Annotated in this window: 11 protein-coding genes; 5 read left to right on the top strand and 6 right to left on the bottom strand. The window is 69.9% G+C overall.

Features of this window, described 5'->3' with window-relative positions; genetic code table 11:
* Positions 1–22 precede the first annotated feature (22 nt).
* Positions 23–553: a peptidoglycan-binding domain-containing protein gene (locus tag VEW47_00060; GenBank protein ID HYS03560.1), complete on the top strand. Its 531-nt coding sequence runs from the start codon at positions 23–25 to the stop codon at positions 551–553.
* 28 nt (positions 554–581) lie between these two features.
* Positions 582–1,187 carry a class D sortase gene (locus VEW47_00065; protein HYS03561.1) on the top strand — a complete coding sequence of 202 codons (606 nt, stop codon included), beginning with the start codon at positions 582–584 and terminating at the stop codon, positions 1,185–1,187.
* On the opposite strand, the gene VEW47_00070 is transcribed toward VEW47_00065, so the two are convergent.
* Genes VEW47_00070 through VEW47_00080 form a run of 3 tightly spaced genes read right to left on the bottom strand, consistent with a single transcriptional unit; the run spans position 1,184 to position 4,256 of the window.
* On the bottom strand, positions 1,184–2,344 hold the full coding sequence (locus VEW47_00070) for a hypothetical protein (protein HYS03562.1): 1,161 nt from the start codon (positions 2,342–2,344) through the stop codon (positions 1,184–1,186). The genes VEW47_00065 and VEW47_00070 overlap by 4 nt on opposite strands.
* Positions 2,345–2,394: 50 nt before the next feature.
* The gene (locus VEW47_00075) at positions 2,395–3,090 is read right to left on the bottom strand and encodes an alpha/beta fold hydrolase (GenBank protein HYS03563.1); all 696 of its coding nucleotides are present in this window, start codon (positions 3,088–3,090) and stop codon (positions 2,395–2,397) included.
* Positions 3,087–4,256: a Xaa-Pro peptidase family protein gene (locus tag VEW47_00080; GenBank protein HYS03564.1), complete on the bottom strand. Its 1,170-nt coding sequence runs from the start codon at positions 4,254–4,256 to the stop codon at positions 3,087–3,089. The genes VEW47_00075 and VEW47_00080 overlap by 4 nt, the downstream gene beginning before the upstream one ends.
* A gap of 70 nt (positions 4,257–4,326) precedes the next feature.
* Here VEW47_00080 and VEW47_00085 point away from each other — a divergent pair, with 70 nt between their 5' ends.
* Entirely contained in the window at positions 4,327–6,342 is a 2,016-nt protein-coding gene (locus VEW47_00085; GenBank protein ID HYS03565.1) for a S9 family peptidase, read from the top strand.
* A complete protein-coding gene (locus VEW47_00090; protein HYS03566.1) occupies positions 6,339–9,104 on the top strand; it encodes a M14 family zinc carboxypeptidase in 2,766 nt (921 codons plus the stop codon). The genes VEW47_00085 and VEW47_00090 overlap by 4 nt, the downstream gene beginning before the upstream one ends.
* Before the next feature lie 453 nt (positions 9,105–9,557).
* Here VEW47_00090 and VEW47_00095 read toward each other — a convergent pair whose 3' ends face one another.
* Entirely contained in the window at positions 9,558–12,740 is a 3,183-nt protein-coding gene (locus VEW47_00095) for a glycosyl hydrolase (GenBank protein HYS03567.1), read from the bottom strand.
* Between the two features lie 125 nt (positions 12,741–12,865).
* Complete coding sequence (locus VEW47_00100; GenBank protein ID HYS03568.1) at positions 12,866–13,846, bottom strand: SpoIIE family protein phosphatase; 981 nt, start codon at positions 13,844–13,846, stop codon at positions 12,866–12,868.
* Between the two features lie 273 nt (positions 13,847–14,119).
* On the opposite strand from VEW47_00100, the gene VEW47_00105 reads away from it, so the two are divergent.
* Positions 14,120–15,865: a DUF885 domain-containing protein gene (locus VEW47_00105; protein HYS03569.1), complete on the top strand. Its 1,746-nt coding sequence runs from the start codon at positions 14,120–14,122 to the stop codon at positions 15,863–15,865.
* On the opposite strand, the gene VEW47_00110 is transcribed toward VEW47_00105, so the two are convergent.
* The gene (locus VEW47_00110) at positions 15,854–17,383 is read right to left on the bottom strand and encodes an FAD-dependent oxidoreductase (GenBank protein HYS03570.1); all 1,530 of its coding nucleotides are present in this window, start codon (positions 17,381–17,383) and stop codon (positions 15,854–15,856) included. The genes VEW47_00105 and VEW47_00110 overlap by 12 nt on opposite strands.
* Positions 17,384–17,462: the final 79 nt, after the last annotated feature.

Below are 17,462 nucleotides of genomic sequence, written 5' to 3' on the forward strand. Positions count from 1 at the left end.
CGGTACCATCAGGAGAACACACATGACGACGCGCGACGTACGCGGGAGGCGGCTGCCGTTTCCCGTTCTGCTGCTGCTTCCCTTGCTGGGTGCTCCCGTCTCCGCGATGACCCTCGATGACTACGGCTCACCGTACACGTCCGCCGGGGAGGTCCAGGCGGCCCAGAAGATCCTGCTGGGCGATCACTACTTGAAAGCCGGCCGCTACGAGGCCGGACGCATGGACCAGAACACAATCGACGCCGTCCGGGTGTTTCAAAGGAGACACTCGATCCCGGACAGCGGGATGCTCGATCGGGAGACCGTCGCGCAGCTCGTTGCCCACGGGTCCTCGCTCGGGGCCGAGTCCGCGACCGCAGCGGGTTCGGGAGCGCGGACGATCCAGGGATCGACGGTCGCGGCTCCGGCCGGCGCCCGGGGGGGCGAGGTCTCCGGGACGGCTCCGGGCGCTCGCTCGATGCCTGTGACGGCGGGCCCGGTCCCCTGGATGATCGCTCTCGGCGCGACGCTCCTGGGCGGAGGTCTTCTGCTGGCGCGGCGCCGGCGGGCCTGACGCCGGAGTGACTCTCTCGAGGGACGGAATGCGCCGCACGGTCGGCCACGTTGCCCTGATCGCCGGGGCGTCGCTTCTCGTCTGCGCCGCTTCGATCACAGTCCGGGGATGGATCTGGCAGGGGCGGCACGCCGACCTGTTCGCGACCGCAGCGGAACCCGCCTCCGGTGCCACCCGATCCGTCGGCGCTCGCGTGGCGCCACGTCCGCCGCGACGCGGCGAGGCGCTCGCCCTGTTGCGCGCGCCGCGCCTGGGAATCGAGACGGTGGTCGTCGAGGGAACCGACCCGAGGAGCCTGTCGCTGGGACCGGGTCACCTGGAGGGGAGCGCCCTGCCCGGAGCCCCGGACAACTGCGTCATCGCCGGCCACAGGGACGGACCGTTCGGCCGGCTGCGCGCGGCGGAACCCGGCGATATCCTGGAGCTCTCGGGTCGAGCCGGTGACGTGGCACGCTATCGGGTTCTGTCGGTCGAGGTCGTCGGCCAGGACGACACCCGGCCGCTGGAACCGTCAGGGGAGCCCCGCCTGACCCTCGTCACGTGCTATCCGTTCCACGTCCTCGGCCGCGCCGGCCGGCGCTTCGTCGTCCGGGCCGCACGCCTCGACGATCGCGGGGCGCAGGAACTGCTCTAGCGCCTGAAGCGTGCCAGGTCGAGATCCTTGGCGGCGAGGTACAGGAACATGGTCGCCATGGCGTCCTGGTCGACCCCCGACGTGTTGTCGTACACGCTGACCACCTCGTATTGGTGATCCTTGTAGAGCGGGATCCCCTCCGCGCTCGACAGGAACTCAACCTCCGCCAGGCCGACGCGATCCGGGACCTGCCGCGCGTGGCTCGTGTAGACGGTCGTGCCGCCGGTCAGATCGCGCAGCTCCACGGACTCTGCGAATGGGTGCAGGTGCGCGGCCACGTAATGCGGCGTCGTGTCGTAGGGCAGGGCCAGGAGCCTCGTCACCAGGGTGTGGTTCTCCTCGCGGCCCGGCTTGACGATCCAGTGTCCCGAGAAGGTGCGCCCCTGATCGTCCTTGAGGACGGCGGAGTACTGCGTGCCGGCGTCCACCCCCACCTGGCACCCCTCGCCGTGCAGCTTCGCGTCGATCTCTCCGGCGCGCAGGGCGAAGTACCCGTCGCTGCCGCCGATGAGCTTCATGCCGAACACGGCTCGCGGCATGAGCGGCGTGAGTGGACGCGCCAGATCGCGATCGCGCACGAACTCGATGCTGATCCGGTGGCGCACCTCGAACGCGTGATCGGCGATGTTGTGGTTGAGCACCTGGGCGGCGACCTGCACCGTCTGGTTCGACAGCACCGGCACACCGAACCCGGGCGGCAGGCGGATCGAGAGCTGTCCCTGCGCCAGCGAGAACAGCCGGCCGCTCGACGGCTGCAGCGCCGTCGGGAACTCGTACAGGACACCGGGCCCGGGGCGGATGCTCAGGTTGGTGTGGCACATGAACTCCCGCGACATCTCCGTCTCGCCGTCCGGGGCCGTCATGACCGCGTCGAATCCGGTGATCCACAGAAGCTCCGGGCCGGCTCCGGGATCGATCTCGAAACGCAGCGTCCCCATCGGCCCGGTCATCGACTTGTAGATCCTGTCGATTGTGTAGGTCTCGGTGAGGATCTCCTTGCTGTAGACAGCTGCGCCCTGCACCGACGCCGTGGCCCGGGGCGGCTTCACGATCGGCAGGCGGCTCGTGGCCCGATCCCCGAGCCCGTCGCCCGGGCCGCAGCCGGCAGCGGCGGCGGCCGCCAGGAGGACGGTGACGACGAGTGTCGCGGATCGCACGGCCTGCGGACCCTTGCGAGAGAACGTCGGCGTACGGGCGGGTCGTGTGTTCAGGGTCCCGGGCCTCCGGTCTCGTCGTCGACCGCCAGCCGCCCGCGCAGCCAGGCGCCCAGGTCGGCGATCTCGTCGGCGTTGACCTCGTGCTGCATCGGGTAGGCATTCCAGTTCACAGAGTGCCCGACCGCCTGCAGCCGGTCACGGGCCTGCTCCCCCAGCTCGGGCGGGATCATCGAATCGTACAGACCATGCGCCTGGAAGATCGGGATCCGCCGGTTCATGTCGCTCCACTCCTTCTCGAGCGCCTCCGCTTCCGGCAGGTAGGTCGAGAGCGCCACGACACCCGCCACGCGTTCCGTGTAGCGCAGGGCGACGTGCAGCGCGACCACGCCCCCCTGGGAAAACCCGGCCAGGACGATTCTGGTGCTGTCGAGGCCGCGCTCGCGCTCCCGGTCGACCAGGTCCGTGACCTGGGCCACCGACTCGCGGATCCCCTTCAGGTCCGGTTCACTCCCCACGCTGAGCCCCCGGATGTCGTACCAGGCCCGCATGACGAGCCCCATGTTGATGGTCACCGGACGGCGCGGGGCGTGCGGGAAGACGAAGCGCACGCCGAGCCGATCGAGCCCGAGATACGAAACGATCGACTCGAAGTCGTGACCGTCGGCGCCGAGGCCGTGCAGCCAGATCACGGCGCCACGCACCGGTTGGCCGGTCACCACCTCGACGCCAGGCAGGTAGTCCTTCAATCCAGCAGCCTTTCGCAGCGCTGATACGGCACCAGGTCCTTGAAGCCTGATGCCCCGACGACCACCTGGTCGCCGAGCTTGACGCCGTCCCGCCCACCGACCTCTCCGCAGTACAGCTCCGCGACGAGGACCATGTTCTCCTGCAGGACGCGCTCGCCGTTCGGCTGCGGATCGCCCGGGTAGGCGACGCTCGGGCTCTCCTCCTCCAGTCCGATGCCGTGGATCATGACTTCGTAGCGCTGTGGCATGAACTTCGCCGGCAGGCGCGGCGCCCGGTCCGCGAGGTCACGGCAGGTGATGCCCGGGCGGATCAGCGCCCGCAGAGCCGTGAGCCAGTCGTGCGCGATCCTGTACACCTCCCGCTGGGCGGGCGTCGGCCGGACGTCGCCGCACAGGAACGCGCGCGACACGCAGAAAAAATACCCTTCGATCCCCACAGCGTCGGTGTCGACGTAGACCAGGTCACCCGGTTCGAGGACGCGCGCGGTGGCCTCGGCGCGCCAGGGGTTGGTGTTCGGGCCCGAACAGACGGTGCTGGTGGCGAGGTGCTCTCCGCCGCGCCGCAGCAGGGTGTCGGCCAGGACGGCCAGAAGCTCCCGCTCGCGCACGCCCGGGGAGACGGCGCGCTCGAAGTCGGCGAGCATCTCCATCAGGATGGCGCCGTTCAGCTCGAGCAGCGCAATCTCTTCGGCCGTCTTGATTTCGCGTGCGGCGATCGTGACCGGCGCCGAGTCGACGATTGCGATCCCCTCCCGCTGCAGGGCCAGGTATCCGGGCGTCCCGAGCCGGTCGACGGCGAGGGGGCGCCCCCCGACACCGATCTCGCTGAGCGCCGCCGCGGTTTCGCGCGCGAAGGTCCGGGCGTGGGCCTCGGTGTCGTCGTAGAACTCCCAGGCGTGCATCGGGCGGACGTCGGACTCGAGGCCGCGGAACAGGTGCATCGAATTCGGGTGCTCGTAGAGGATCGGCCGCCCCTCGGCCGGGACGAGAGCACAGCGGACGAAGGTCGTGTTGCTCCAGATCGGCATCGCGGAGGCGCCGGTCGCGTAGCGGACGTTCGGCTCGTTGAACAGCAGGCAGGCATCGATGTCCCGGGCGCGCAGCGCGGCCTGCAGCCGCGCGAGGCGTCCGGTCCTGAGGCGGGCGGCGTCGACTGGATCCGGCATCGGATACAGTATGCTCGGTTCCCGGGATTGTGCGCGCGACATTCCACGGAACGAAACGGGAGGTGATTCGATGAAACGCGCCGTGTCCCTGGGGGCTCTCCTCCTTCTGACGATGGTCGCGGCGGCCGGGGCCGGGACCCGCCCCCTGAAGCCCGCCGACATCTTCAACCTCAAGGAGGTCTCCGATCCCAAGGTCAGCCCCGACGGACGCTCCGTCGCCTACGAGGTCACGTCCCTGGACGCCGATCGGGACGAGAGCGACACCGACATCTGGATGGCGCCCCTCGCGGGCGGGGAGGCGATCCGGCTGACGGCGAGCCCGTACTCGGAGACGAGCCCGCGCTTCAGCCCCGACGGGCGCTACCTCGCCTTCCTGTCGGACCGGGACGGGACCTGGACCCAGGTCTGGCTCATGGACCGGCGCGGCGGCGAGGCGGTCCGGCTCACGGATTACAAGGCCAACGTGTCGGCGCTCGCCTGGTCGCCGGACGGCGGCCGCCTGGCGCTCATCGTCAAGGATGTCGATCGCGACGATCCCGAGACGGCGGGCGACAAGGGTGGCGCGGCTCCCGGGGACAAGGAGAAGCCGCCCAAGCCGATCGTGATCCGTCGGCTGAAGTTCAAGAGGGACGGCGAGGGTTACCTGACGGACCTCCGCCACCACGTCCACGTCTTCGACGTCGCGACCAGGAAGAGCATCGCCGTCACCACCGGTCCCTACGACGACGGCGAGCCGGCGTGGTCTCCGGACGGCCGCTCGATCGCCTTCACCAGCAACCGGACCCCCGATCCGGACAGCAACGAGAACACCGACATCTTCCTGGTGGAGGCGAAGGCGGGCGCGGTCCCGCGCCGGCTGACGACGTCGCCGGGAACGGACGGCGCCCCGGTGTTCAGCCCGGACGGCCGCGCGATCGCTTTCGTGGCCGGCGGCGACCCGAAGGACATCTGGTACGGCACCCTCGATCTGGGCCTGGTCCCCGTCGGCGGCGGCCCCGAGACGAACGTCACCCGCACGCTCGATCGCGTCGTCGCCGCGCCGCTCTTTTCTCCGGATGGAAGATCGATCCTGTTCATGGTGGAGGAGGGAGGGAACAGCCATCTCGCCCGCGTTCCCGCGGGCGGCGGCCCCGTCGAGCGCGTCGTGGACGGCGAGCTGGACGTCCAGGCGTTCGACGTGGGAAAGGGAGGGGAGATCGCCGTCCTCTCGAGCCGGCCCGACCAGCCGTCCGAAGTCTCGGCCCTGGCAGGCGGCGCCCTGCGGCGGGTCAGTCACGTGAACGACGCCTTCCTGAAGGGGATTGCCCTCGGACCGGTGGAGCGCTTCAAGGCGAAGAGCCGCGACGGAACGATGGTCGACGGTTTCCTGGTGCGGCCGCCCGGCGCCCCGGCGCGGGCCAGGCTCCCCTCGGTCCTCCTCATCCACGGCGGGCCGAACGGCCAGTATTCCACCGCCTTCGACGAAGAGTGGCAGATGCTCGCGGCCCGGGGCTACGCCGTCGTCGGCGCGAACCCGCGCGGCTCGACCGGCTACGGGCGGGCGTTCAGCCGCGCCATCTTCGCCGACTGGGGGAACAAGGACTACGACGACATCATGGCGGCGATCGATCACGTCGTGGCGACGGGCGCCGCCGACGCGGACCGGCTGGGGGTCGGCGGCTGGAGCTATGGCGGAATGCTCACCGACGTCGTGATCACGAAGACGACCCGCTTCAAGGCGGCGGTCGCCGGCGCCGGCGAGGCGAACGGCTTCGCGAACTACGGGGTCGACGAGTACGTGTACGCCTGGGAGATGGAGGCGGGTCTTCCGTGGAAGAACGTGCAGACCTGGATGCGTCTGTCTCCGTGGTTCCAGATCGACAAGGTGAAGACTCCCACTCTGTTCCTGGGAGGCAACGAGGACCACAACGTGCCGATCGTGAACTCGGAGCAGATGTACGAGTCGCTGCGGCGGCTCGGGGTCGAGACCGAGCTGGTCGTCTATCCCGACGAGTTCCACGACATCACGCGGCCGAGCTTCCAGAAGGACGTCCTCGAGCGTTACATCGCCTGGTACGACAAGCATCTCAAGGGAGCCGCCCGATGAATCGCGCCGTTCGCCTTTCGATCCTCGCCCTGGCCCTCGCCTGCGCCGCCGCGGCGGCGCGAACCGCGGGCCCCTCCGACCCGGACACCCCCGAGCCGGGCTCGGTGGAGGGGATCGCCCGCTTCACGACGGAGCCGCGCTTCCTGAGCCCGTGGGTGGCGTACGTGCCCGCGTCGGACACCGTCCCGTCCCCCACGAAGCGGCTCGGCCACCTGGTCGGCGCCCCCGGGGAGCTGACGCACGCCGGGGCGATCCAGGCGTACGTGCGGGCGCTGGCGGCGGCGTCCCCCCGCGTGCATGTCGAGACGATCGGCCGGACGGAGGAGGGACGCGACATCGTCCTGGTCGCGATCGCGGACGAGGCCGGTATCCGCGATCTGGCGCGGCTCAAGGGGGCGACGGCCGCCCTCGCCGACCCGCGCCGCACCAGCCCCGAGCAGGCCGAGACGATCATCGCCACGGCGCGGCCGATCTACTACTTCAACTGCGGCCTGCACGCCGACGAGACCGGCAGCGGCGAGATGTGCATGGAGCTCGCCTACCGGCTCGCCGTCTCGGAGCAGCCGATGATCCGCGGCATTCGCGAGCGGGTGCTGGTGCTCATCAACCCGATCGCCGAGCCGGACGGCCGCGACAAGGTCGCCGACTGGTTCTACCGTTACCTCAAGGGAAAGACGGATTTCGACGCGCTGCCGCGCATGTCCCCGCCGTACTGGAACCGCTACGTGTACGTGGACATCAACCGCGACGCGCACCAGAAGGCATTCGCGGTGACGCGCGCCGTGCACGACATGTTCTTCGACTACCACCCGACGGTGGTGCACGACCTGCACGAGTCGATAGCACTGCTGCAGACCTGGAACGGCACCGGCCCGTACAACCCGCACCTCGATCCGATCGTCACCAGCCAGTTCATGGAGATGAGCCTGCACGAGGTCACGGCGCTGACGGCGATGGGGATGCCCGGAGTGTGGACCTGGAACTTCGGCGAGAACTTCGGCCTGCACTATCTCGACTCCGTGGCCATGAACCACAACAGCATCGGGCGAGGCTACGAGACCTTCGGGAACACCACGCCCGAGACGACGTCACGCAGCATCGCGGGGGGCGGCGGCGAGCAGGAGGACTACCTGAGCGTCGAGTGGTACCGGCCGGTGCCCCCGCCGCAGAGCTTCCGCTGGTCGATGCGCGACAACGTGAACTACCAGGAGACCGGCGCCCTGACGATCCTCGACTGGAGCGCCCGCCACGCCGAGGAGATGCTGAGGAACTTCTACCGCACCGGCTACAACTCCTGGCACAAGGGGGTCGCCGAGAAACCCTGCGCCTTCGTCATCCCCGAGGACCAGGCCGACCGGCTGCGCGTGGCCGCGATGATCAACCGTCTCCGGGACCAGCACATCGAGGTGGGCCGCCTGACGTCCGATCTGAGCGTGGCCGAGGGGACCTTCCCGCGGGGGTCGTTCATCGTGAGGCTCGACCAGCCGTATCGCAACTACGCGGTCGATCTCCTCGAGCCGCAGCGCTTCCCCGCGGAGGCCGAGAACATCCCGTACGACGACGTGTCCTGGGCCTTCCCCGTCGGGTTCGGGGTGACGACGGCGCGCATCGACGACGAGCGCGCGCGGACCGCGCCCCTGGAGCCGCTGCGATCCGACGTCGTGCCGGGCGGCCGGGTCGCCGGCGACGGGACCGTCTTCCTGCTGCGCGACACCGGGCAGGAGGCGCTCCTGGCGGCGCGCGCGCGGCTCGCGTCGTTCAAGGTCGAGATCGCCGAGAAGGCGTTCCGCAGCGGCGGTCAGGACTACCCGGCCGGCTCGTGGATCGTGCCGCGCCGGGACGGTCTGCGCGCGGCGCTCGACGCCGCGAGCCGCGACCTGGCGCTCGATTTCCGCGGCGCGCCGGGCCTCCCCGACGTCCCCCGCCACGAGACGACGCTGCCGCGGCTGGGCCTGTGGGTGCCGTGGGCCGACACCGACTACATGGGATGGATCAGGCTCACGCTCGATCGCGAGAAGATCCCCTACGCCTACCTGCGCGACGAGGACGTGCGGGCCGGCGGGCTCAAGGACAAAGTCGACGTGATCGTCTACGGCCCCTTCTGCCGCCTCGAGCTGCAAGGTCAGATCCACGGTATCGCGCCGACCGCGGGGCCGATGCCGTTCAGCAAGACGCCCGAATACCCGAGCCTCGGTCTGCCGGTCTCCTCGGAGGACATCACCGGCGGGCCCGGATACGTCGGGCTGGAGTCGATCCGGCGCTTCGTGGAGGAAGGGGGCATCCTCCTGACTCTGGGGAGCGGCTCGGCTCTCGCCCTCGAGGGGGGTCTCGTCCGCGGCGTGCGGCGCGCCCCGGAGGGAAGAGTGTTCACCCCGGGGAGCGAGCTGCGCCTCAGTTTCGACCGGCCCGATCACCCGATCTCATACGGCTACGGCGGCGAGACCACGGTCTTCCGCAACGACGAGCACGTCTACAACCTGCCGCTGCGCTGGGACACCATGGCCTACTGCACGTCCTGCCTGGAGGGGCCGGTCGACCGGCGCCCGGTGGTCGCGACCTGGGGGGGCGCCGGCCCGATGGTCGTCAGCGGCGGCATGCGCGGCGAGTCCGATCTGAAGGGACGACCCGCGGTGCTCGACCTGCCGATCGGCCGCGGTCACGTCGTCGCCTACAATTTCAGCCCGATCCACCGCGACATGAACCGCTCGGATTACCGTCTGCTCTGGAACGCCGTCCTCAACTGGAGCGCGTTGCCCCGCTGAGGGGAGGCGGGCGGGGGCAGGCCAGGGGGGCGGGGCACGGGTCCGGCCTCGCTGATCGCGAGGCCTCCCCTCTCTTCGGCCTTCGCCGCCCACCGCGCTGTGAAACGCGCGGCGGGGCCCCGGCTCAGGCTCTCAGAAGGCCCCGCCCCCCTGGCCTGCCCCCGCCCGCCCCGCACCACGGCGAGTGCTTGAAACTAAAAAACAAATGTGTTCTGCCGTCTTCGAGGACGCGGGACGGCATCGGTGATGACGGGGTCTCGTGGTCGGCGTCGTCTCCGCGGTGCGGGGCGGGCCCGCAAGGGGGGCGCGGGGCCTTCTGAGACCTCGCGACGGGGCCCCGCCGCGCGCTTCACAGCGCGGTGGGCGTCGCGAGGCGAAGAGAGGGGAGGCCTCGCGAACAGCGAGGCCGGACCCGTGCCCCGCGCCCCCCTTGCGGGTCCGCCCCCGGCGGCCTCAGCGCGTGGCCGTAGCCTCCGGGACGACGATGTCGCCGAGGTTCAGCTCGCGCCCCTTCCGCCCGAGCGCCGCGAGGTCGCCTGCGACCAGCGCCTTCCATTCGGCCTCCAGGCCGTCCAGCTCGCGCACCTGGTCGGTGAAGACGTCGCGCTCTCCCTTCGTCGGCGCGCCCGTGCCGTCGACGGCGAAGCTGAGCAGCGGGCTCAGGCGCGCGTACAGTCTCGCGCCCTTCGCCAGGATGTCGTACTCCACCTCGGCCTTCGGCTGGTGGATCTTCTCCTCGAGGGCGTCGCACTTCGACACCAGGTCCTTGGCGGCCTTCGTCCAGTCCGCGGCGCGCGCGCTCCCCTCCAGGGCCTCGCCGCGCAGCGCCACCTGCTCGCGCACGGAACGGATCTGCGCGACCAGCAGCGCAAGTCTCGTGACCTGCGCCTGGACCTTCTTCGCGAAGGCCACCTGCTCGTCGATGTCGGGCTTGGGAACGCTGAGCCGGGGATCGTTGCGCACCTCGAGCGGGGCGGTGACCGTCTTCCCGTCGACGGTGAGCCGCACGGTGTAGGTCCCCGGAACGGCGCGCGGGGCGGCTTTCGGGTTCCCCTCGGTCTTCGCCTTCTTGATCACCGTGGCGCTGTCGTACTCGAGGTTCCACACGGCGCGCTGCACGCCGGCGTCGGTCGACAGGGCCGCCTTCTCCGGGGGATGGCCGGGACCGTCGGGGTCGTCCTCCTCGAAATCGGGCGGTTCCTTCTTGCTCGACAGCTTGCGCACGACGGCGCCGCCCGCGTCGACGATCTCCATCGTGACCTCCCCGTCGATCTTCTTCTTGAGGAAGTAGCTGATTGCGGCGCCGTGCGGGGGGTTCTCGCCGGGCCCCTCGCCGTGGAACGACGAGCGGTACTCCCAGCGGACCGCGGGCCGCGGCGGGAAGAGGTGCACGGCGCTTCCCGCGATCTGGCTGGACCATTCGCGGATCGGCGTCAGGTCGTCGAGAATCCACATCGACCTGCCGTGCGTCGCGAGGACGAGATCGTCCTCCTTGACGACGAGATCGTGCACCGCGACCGTCGGCAGGTTCAGGCCGAGGACCTGCCAGGTGGCCCCGTCGTCCCGCGAGAACGAGACGCCCCTCTCCGTGCCGACGTACAGGAGCCCCTTGCGCTTCGGGTCCTCGCGCACCGCGTGCAGGTAGACGTCCTGAGGGAGCTTCGCCGCCAGGCTCTTCCAGGTCCTGCCGTAGTCGGTCGTCTTCCAGATGTACGGATGCGTGTCGTCCATCCGGTGCGCATCCACCGTGACGTAGGCGGTGGCGGCGTCGAAGGGGGACGGCTCGATGGAGCTCACCGTGCCCCAATCCGGAATCCCTTTGATGTTCGCCGTCAGGTTCGTCCAGTCGACGCCGCCGTTGCGGGTGACGTGCACCAGGCCGTCGTCGCTGCCGACCCAGATGAGCCCCTTCTCCTTCTGCGACTCGGCGACCGCGAAGATCGTGTCGTACCACTCGACCCCCGTGTTGTCCCCGGTGATCGGCCCGCCCGACCACTTCTGCTTCGTCTTGTCGTTGCGCGTCAGGTCGGGGCTGATGGCCTTCCAGGTCTGGCCTCCGTCCTCCGTCCGGAACAGCACGTTGGCGGCGTGGTAGACGACCTTCGAATCGTGCGGCGAGACGTGGATGGGGGCGGTCCACTGGAAGCGATAGCGATTGTCCTCGGCGCCGTGGCCCGACCAGTTCTCGGGATAGGCCGAGACGTTGCGCGCCGTGCCGGTGCGGTGGTCGTAGCGCGTGATGATGCCGAAGTACTCCCCCGCCCAAACGACGTTCGGATCGGACGGATCGGGCGCCGTGAACCCGGCCTCACCGCCGCCGACGTCGTAGCAATCGGCGTTGGCGATGCCGTCCGACGACAGGCTGTCGCTCGGACAGGAGGCGGTTCCGAGGTCCTGCATCGCCCCCGACACGCGGTACGGCACGGAGGTGTCCGCGGCCACGTGGTAGAACTGCCCGAGAGGCAGGGCGGGCGCCGTCCAGGTCTCCCCGCGGTCCCAGGACAGGTCCACGCCGCCGTCGTTCCCGCCGATGATCCGCTTGGGGTCCTTCGGATCGATCCAGAGGTCGTGGTGGTCGCCATGGTGCGCCCCCTTCACCTTCTTGATCGTCTTGCCGCCGTCGAGCGTGCGGAGCATCGGCACCTGCGGGAACCAGACCACGTCCGCGTTCGCGGGATCGACGGTGAGCGTCGTGTAGTACCAGGCGCGCTGCCTCAGGGCGTGGTGCCCGCTCACGAGGTCCCAGGACCCGCCGCCGTCGTCGGAGCGGAACAGCCCCCCCTTCTCCGCCTCGATCAAGGCGTACACGCGGCGACCGTCGGAGGGGGCGACCGCGCAGCCGACCTTCCCCCAGATCCCTTCCGGCAGGCCGTGCCCGGTGAGCTGCTTCCAGCTGTCGCCGCCGTCGCGCGACACGTACAGACCGCTGCCCGGGCCGCCGCTGGTCATCTGCCACGGGCGCCGGCGCGCCTGCCACAGGCCGGCGAACAGGACGTTCGGGTTCGAGGGGTCGAGACAGACGCTCGAGGCCCCCGTGTCCGCGTCCTTCTTGAGCACCTGCTGCCAGGTCTTTCCTCCGTCCCGAGTGCGGTACACGCCCCGCTCGGGATTGGGACCGAAGGCGTGGCCAAGGACCGCCGCGAAGGCGACGTCCGGGTCCTGCGGGTGGACGACCATCGTGCCGATCTGCCCCTCCTGTTTCCAGACGTGCGACCAGGTCTTCCCCCCGTCGGTCGACTTGTAGATGCCGTGTCCTGCGGCGACGTTGCCGCGGATGTTCGCCTCCCCCGCGCCGACATAAAGGACGGCGGGGTTCGAGGCCGCCACGGCGATCGAGCCGATGGAGGCGTCGTCCTGGTCGTCGAAGACCGACTTCCACTCGAGTCCGCCGTCGTCCGACTTCCAGACTCCTCCCGAGGCGGACGCCGCGTAGTAGACGAGGGGGTTGCCGGCGACCCCCGCGACCCGCGCCACCCGGCCGCCTGCCGCGGGGCCGACGAGCCTGAATTTCAGGCCCTTGAGCTCCTCCGGTCCTTTCGAGGGCTTGTCGGGCTCGTCGGCTGCGAAGGCGAGGGGGGCCGCGACGAGCAGGGTACAGAGCAGGGTGACGCCGACGCGAATCGGATGACGGGGCATGGTCTCTCCTCTCACCAGCGGATGAAAGGCTCGCTCCTCCCGGACACTCAGCAGGGGGAGCGGGATTCTACCCCATTCTCGCGGCGCGGATGAGATCGGGGATGGGCGAGGGCCCGGACCTGCTCCTAGTCGAGACGGCGGACCGCCATGAGCGTGATGTCGTCGGCCTGGGCGGCCCCCGAGCGGAAGGCCCTCAAGTCGTGCAGGAGCGCCCCGACCATGTCCGGCGCCGCCTGCGCGACGTTTTTCGCAAGGTGGCCGGTGAGGCGGTCGATGCCGTACTCCTCCCCCGAGTTGTTGCGCGCCTCGTTGACGCCGTCGGTATAGAGAAGGATGGTGTCCCCCGGCGACAGCCGCAGACGGGTCGAGGTGAAGCGCGCGTCGCAGAACATCCCGATCGGAATCCCGGTGGGGGCGACCCGCTCGATGTCCCGGCCGCGGACGATCAACGGCGGGACATGCCCGGCGTTGCTGATCTCCACCTCGCCGCCGCGGAGGGCGCGCCCCAGGACGAGTGTCGCGAAGTGGCTGGGGAGCGCGCTCTCGCAGAACAGGCCGCTGGCGCGCGTGACCAGCTGGTCGAGCGGCAGGTTCAGGGGCACCAGGGCGCGCAGGGTGGCGTGCAGGTGCGCCATCAGCATCGACGCCGCGACCCCCTTTCCGGAGACGTCGCCGATGGCGAAGTAGAGGCTGCCGTCCTGGGCGCCGACCGCGTCGCAGTAGTCCCCCGAGACCGGGCCCGCCCCTTCGTAATGACGGGCCACCTCGTAGCCGGGGAACCTCTGGCTGGGGGGAGGCAGCAGACCGCGCAGGACCTGCGCCGCGAGATCGAGGTCGCGCTCCAGGGCCTGCCGCTGGGTTCGCGTCAGGTGATCGAGGCAATACTCCATCAACGGGTCGGCCACCAGTCGATCGGCCTCGATCGTGTCGTGGCAGGACTCGCAGATGCCGAACGTCCCCTTGTCCATGCGATTGAGCGCAGCGTCCACCTCGCGCAGCAGACGCCGGACCTGCTCGTCGCCGGGGATGAGATCGGCGGCGTCCTCGAGCTTCTGGCGCCTTTCGGTGAGTTGATCGCGCAGAAGGGCTTCGACCGGGCTGGCCATGATTCACCTCTCGCACTGGGCTTACGCGCCGGGCGGGTGATTCGGGTGCAACATACATCAGATGAGCGGCGGCGGGGGGAGGTTTCGGCGGAGCTCGGCTTGCCGCAGGCGGGCCCGCGCCTTCCGCAGGACCAGGCGCACGCGGCTGCTGATCCAGCCGCGCTCGACCGGGCCCGGCACCGCTTGCGCCCTGTCCCCCGCTCGGGCAGAATGACGGCACGCGGGGCCGCGGAGGCGCCCGCGCACCGGATCGAAAGAGCCGTGGGAGGAGAGATGATGCGATGGGTCGTCCTTGTCGCCGCCGGCGCGCTCGTCGGGGGAGTCTCCGTCGCGCGGGGAGCCGTCCCGTCGGGAACCCCCGAGACGTTGCACACGTTGGCCTCCGAGTACTTCCACTGGCGCGATCAGAGCTACCCGGTGGCGAGCAGCTCGCAGGGGCTGCACACGTGGGACGACCGGCTGACCGATTATTCCGGCACGGCGGTCGCGGCGCGGCGAAAACACATCGCCGAGATCCAGGCCCGGGTCCGTTCGATGCCGGGGAACGGCTGGGCCAAGGACGATCGGATCGACTGGCTCCTGTTCCGCTCGCAGATCGACACGATCGAGTTCTTCAACCGGGTCCTGGATCCCGAGGCGACCGATCCCCAGGTCTACGTGGACGAGTGCAGCAACGCCATCTTCTCTCTCCTGAAGAAAGAGTACGCCCCTCCGCGGACACGGGCCCTCGCGGCGGCGGCGCGGCTGAAGGGGATGCCGGCCCTGCTGGATCAGGGGAGGGCGAACCTGACGCGTCCGGTCGGTCTCTACGCCAGGCTCGCCATCGACGCGGCCCGCGCCATCGACCCGCTGTTCAAGGACAGCCTGATGACCCTTGCCTCCGACCTGAAGCCGGCCGAGCGCGACGATCTCGCCAAGACGGCCGACGCCGCGGTCGCCGCCGTGCACGGATTCGCCGACTGGCTGCAGAAGCGCCTGCCGCAGATGGCCGAGTGGAAGCCGATGGGCGAGGCCCATTACAACGAGCTGCTGCGGCGCTCCTATCTCCTGCCGCTCGACGCGGGTCAGGTGGAGATGCTCGGCCGGGCGGAGCTGGCGCGCTACCGGGCGCTGGAGGCGCTCCTCCCCGACCCCTCGATGGCCGACCCGAACCCCGCGCGCAGCCCCTCCGTGCCGAAGGACCAGGAGGAGTTCCTGAAGGCTTACGAGAGCCGTGAGGACGAGATGATCCGCTTCCTGAAGGAGAAGAACCTGGTGACGCTGCCGCCCGATCTCGGTCACTTCTCCATCCGGCAGCTCCCCGCGGCGTTCAAGCCGACGAGCCCCGGAGGGTTCATGAACCCCCCGGGGATCTACGACAGCGATCCGGGCGGCTTCTACTTCATCCCGACCTACGACCCGAAGAGCGCCAACTTCTACATCCGCGCCGCCATCGAGGACCCGCGTCCGATCCTGGGTCACGAGGGGATCCCCGGCCACTTCATGCAGCTGTCGATCGCCAATCACCTGAAAGACGAGATCCGTCGCCAGCACGGCGACGGCGTGTTCATCGAAGGATGGGCCCTCTACACCGAGGAGATGCTGACGCGCACCGGCCTCTACCCCGAGGGATCGGCGGCGCAGGGGCAGGTGCTCCGTCTGTCGCGCTACCGCGCCGCCCGCATCGGCGTCGACGTCAACCTGCACACCGGTCGCTTCACGTTCGAGCAGGCGGTGAAATATTTCATGGAGGCGGGGGGCCTCGACCGCGAGGCGGCCGAGGGGGAGGCGGCCGGGGCCGCCTCCTCGCCCACGCAGAAGATCACCTACATGGTCGGCAAGTGGCAGATCATGCGGCTGCTCGGTCTCTACCGCGACCGCAAGGGGAAGGAGTTCCGCCTCGGCGCCTTCCATGATGAACTTCTGAAAAGCGGGAGCCTGCCGCTGTCGATCGTCGAGTGGATCCTGCTCGACGATCCCGGTACGCTCGAGGGAGTGCTGAAGCCGGACGCAGCGCCGAGGGCCAACTCAGCTCGATAGCCCGATTCCGAGAAGGTCGAGGACTCGCAGCAGAAGTCCCGGCCGCCCGCCGGCATCCACTCGGCGCAGGGCCCGTGTGACCACCCGCACCGAGGCGGATCGCAGCGGCTCGGGCGGGTAAGGGAACGGCTTCCTGCGCACCAGGGAGAGATCGAGCAGCGGGCTCGGGCGCCCCAGCGTCAGGTGCGCCAGGATCTGTCCCGCCATGTGCGTGTTGGCGATGCCGTGCCCCGTATAGCCCAGACCGTAGACGACTCTCCCGTCCTCCGCCGAACCGAAGAAGGGCGTGAAGCGCGTCGTGGAGCAGATCGGTCCGCCCCAGGCGTACGGGAACTGCAGATCGGCGAGCGCCGGGAAGTGCCTGCGGAAGCTGTCGCGCAGCTCGGCGTAGTGCCGCTCGGAGTGATCGCAGCTCGCATCGACGCGGTTGCCGGGGTAATACGCCGCCTCGCTCGTTCCCCACAGCACACGGTTGTCGCGTGTGAGCCGGTAGTACTTGAAGAAGGCGCGCACGTCGGTCACGCCCTGGCGCCCCCGCCAGCCGAGGGGCTCCATCCGCTCCGCCGTGAGCGGCTCGCTCACCAGGATGTAGTCATAGAGCGGTATGAACCGGCTCAGAAGGCGCGGGAAGATCAGGTGCGTGTAGGCATTGGTCGCCAGGACGACGCGGCGCGCCAGGAGTTCGCCCTCGGCCCCCGCCGGGACGGAAGCCTGGACGCGCGCCGCCGCGGCCTGCAGGCGCAGCGCGGCGGCCTGCAGACGGGTCGCCGCCGCGCCGGTCGCCTCCATGTGCGACGAGGTCCCCGGGATTCCCGGGACATGGGCCGTGCGCAGCCGCACGCCGTCATGAGTGCGCTCGACGTCCGTCACGCGGGTCCTCTCGTGGAAGACGACCCCCGCGCGGACCGCCTCACGCTTCAGTCCCTCCACGAGCTTGACCGGGTTGACGAGACAGCCGCGAGGATTGAAAAGGGCCCCCTCGTAGCGCTCGCAGTGCACCTCGGCCCGCGTCTCGGCGCGATCGAGGAGCCGATAGTGCGTCATCCCGAGCGTCCGGGCGACCTCGAAGTCCTCGCGCAGATCGTCGACCTGCGACGGGAGGAGGGCGACATGCAGCTGTCCCGTACGCTCCAGATCGCAATCGATGCGGTTCTCCTCCAGGAAGCGCAGCATGCCCTCGAGGTTCTCGACCCCCAGGCGGGCCAGGCGGGCCGCCTCGGCGCGCCCGAAGTGGGCGATCGCCAGCCCGTGCGAATGGTCGATGCTCTCGCCCACCATTCCGGCGTTGCGGCCGCTGGCCCCGTACGCGGCGATCCCCTGCTCCAGGACGACGACCTCCAGTTTCGGGTCGAGGCGTTTGAGGAAGATCGCCGTCCACAGCCCGGTGAACCCCGCGCCGATGACGGCGACGCCCGCCTCGCGCCGCCCGACGAGCGGCGGATCCGACTCCCTCCGCCTCTCGGCGAGCCAGAAGCAGGCCTGCTCGATCGGCCGTCCATTCCCGGAAAACCCGGTCATCGAGGAACGCTCCTCCCCTCGGGCGACTTGCGCCGCGATTTTATCACGCGAAAAAAGCGGCCATCGGAACCGCGTCGCC

The sequence above is a fragment of the Candidatus Dormiibacterota bacterium genome, from assembly GCA_035635555.1.
Lineage (GTDB): Bacteria > Acidobacteriota > Polarisedimenticolia > Gp22-AA2 > Gp22-AA2 > Gp22-AA3.

Coding starts and splice junctions, on each gene's coding strand:
- VEW47_00085 (HYS03565.1), top strand. CDS start 4,327: ATGAAACGCGCCGTGTCCCTGGGGGCTCTCCTCCTTCTGACGATGGTC.
- VEW47_00090 (HYS03566.1), top strand. CDS start 6,339: ATGAATCGCGCCGTTCGCCTTTCGATCCTCGCCCTGGCCCTCGCCTGC.
- VEW47_00080 (HYS03564.1), bottom strand. CDS start 4,256: ATGCCGGATCCAGTCGACGCCGCCCGCCTCAGGACCGGACGCCTCGCG.
- VEW47_00060 (HYS03560.1), top strand. CDS start 23: ATGACGACGCGCGACGTACGCGGGAGGCGGCTGCCGTTTCCCGTTCTG.
- VEW47_00105 (HYS03569.1), top strand. CDS start 14,120: ATGATGCGATGGGTCGTCCTTGTCGCCGCCGGCGCGCTCGTCGGGGGA.
- VEW47_00095 (HYS03567.1), bottom strand. CDS start 12,740: ATGCCCCGTCATCCGATTCGCGTCGGCGTCACCCTGCTCTGTACCCTG.
- VEW47_00110 (HYS03570.1), bottom strand. CDS start 17,383: ATGACCGGGTTTTCCGGGAATGGACGGCCGATCGAGCAGGCCTGCTTC.
- VEW47_00100 (HYS03568.1), bottom strand. CDS start 13,846: ATGGCCAGCCCGGTCGAAGCCCTTCTGCGCGATCAACTCACCGAAAGG.
- VEW47_00065 (HYS03561.1), top strand. CDS start 582: ATGCGCCGCACGGTCGGCCACGTTGCCCTGATCGCCGGGGCGTCGCTT.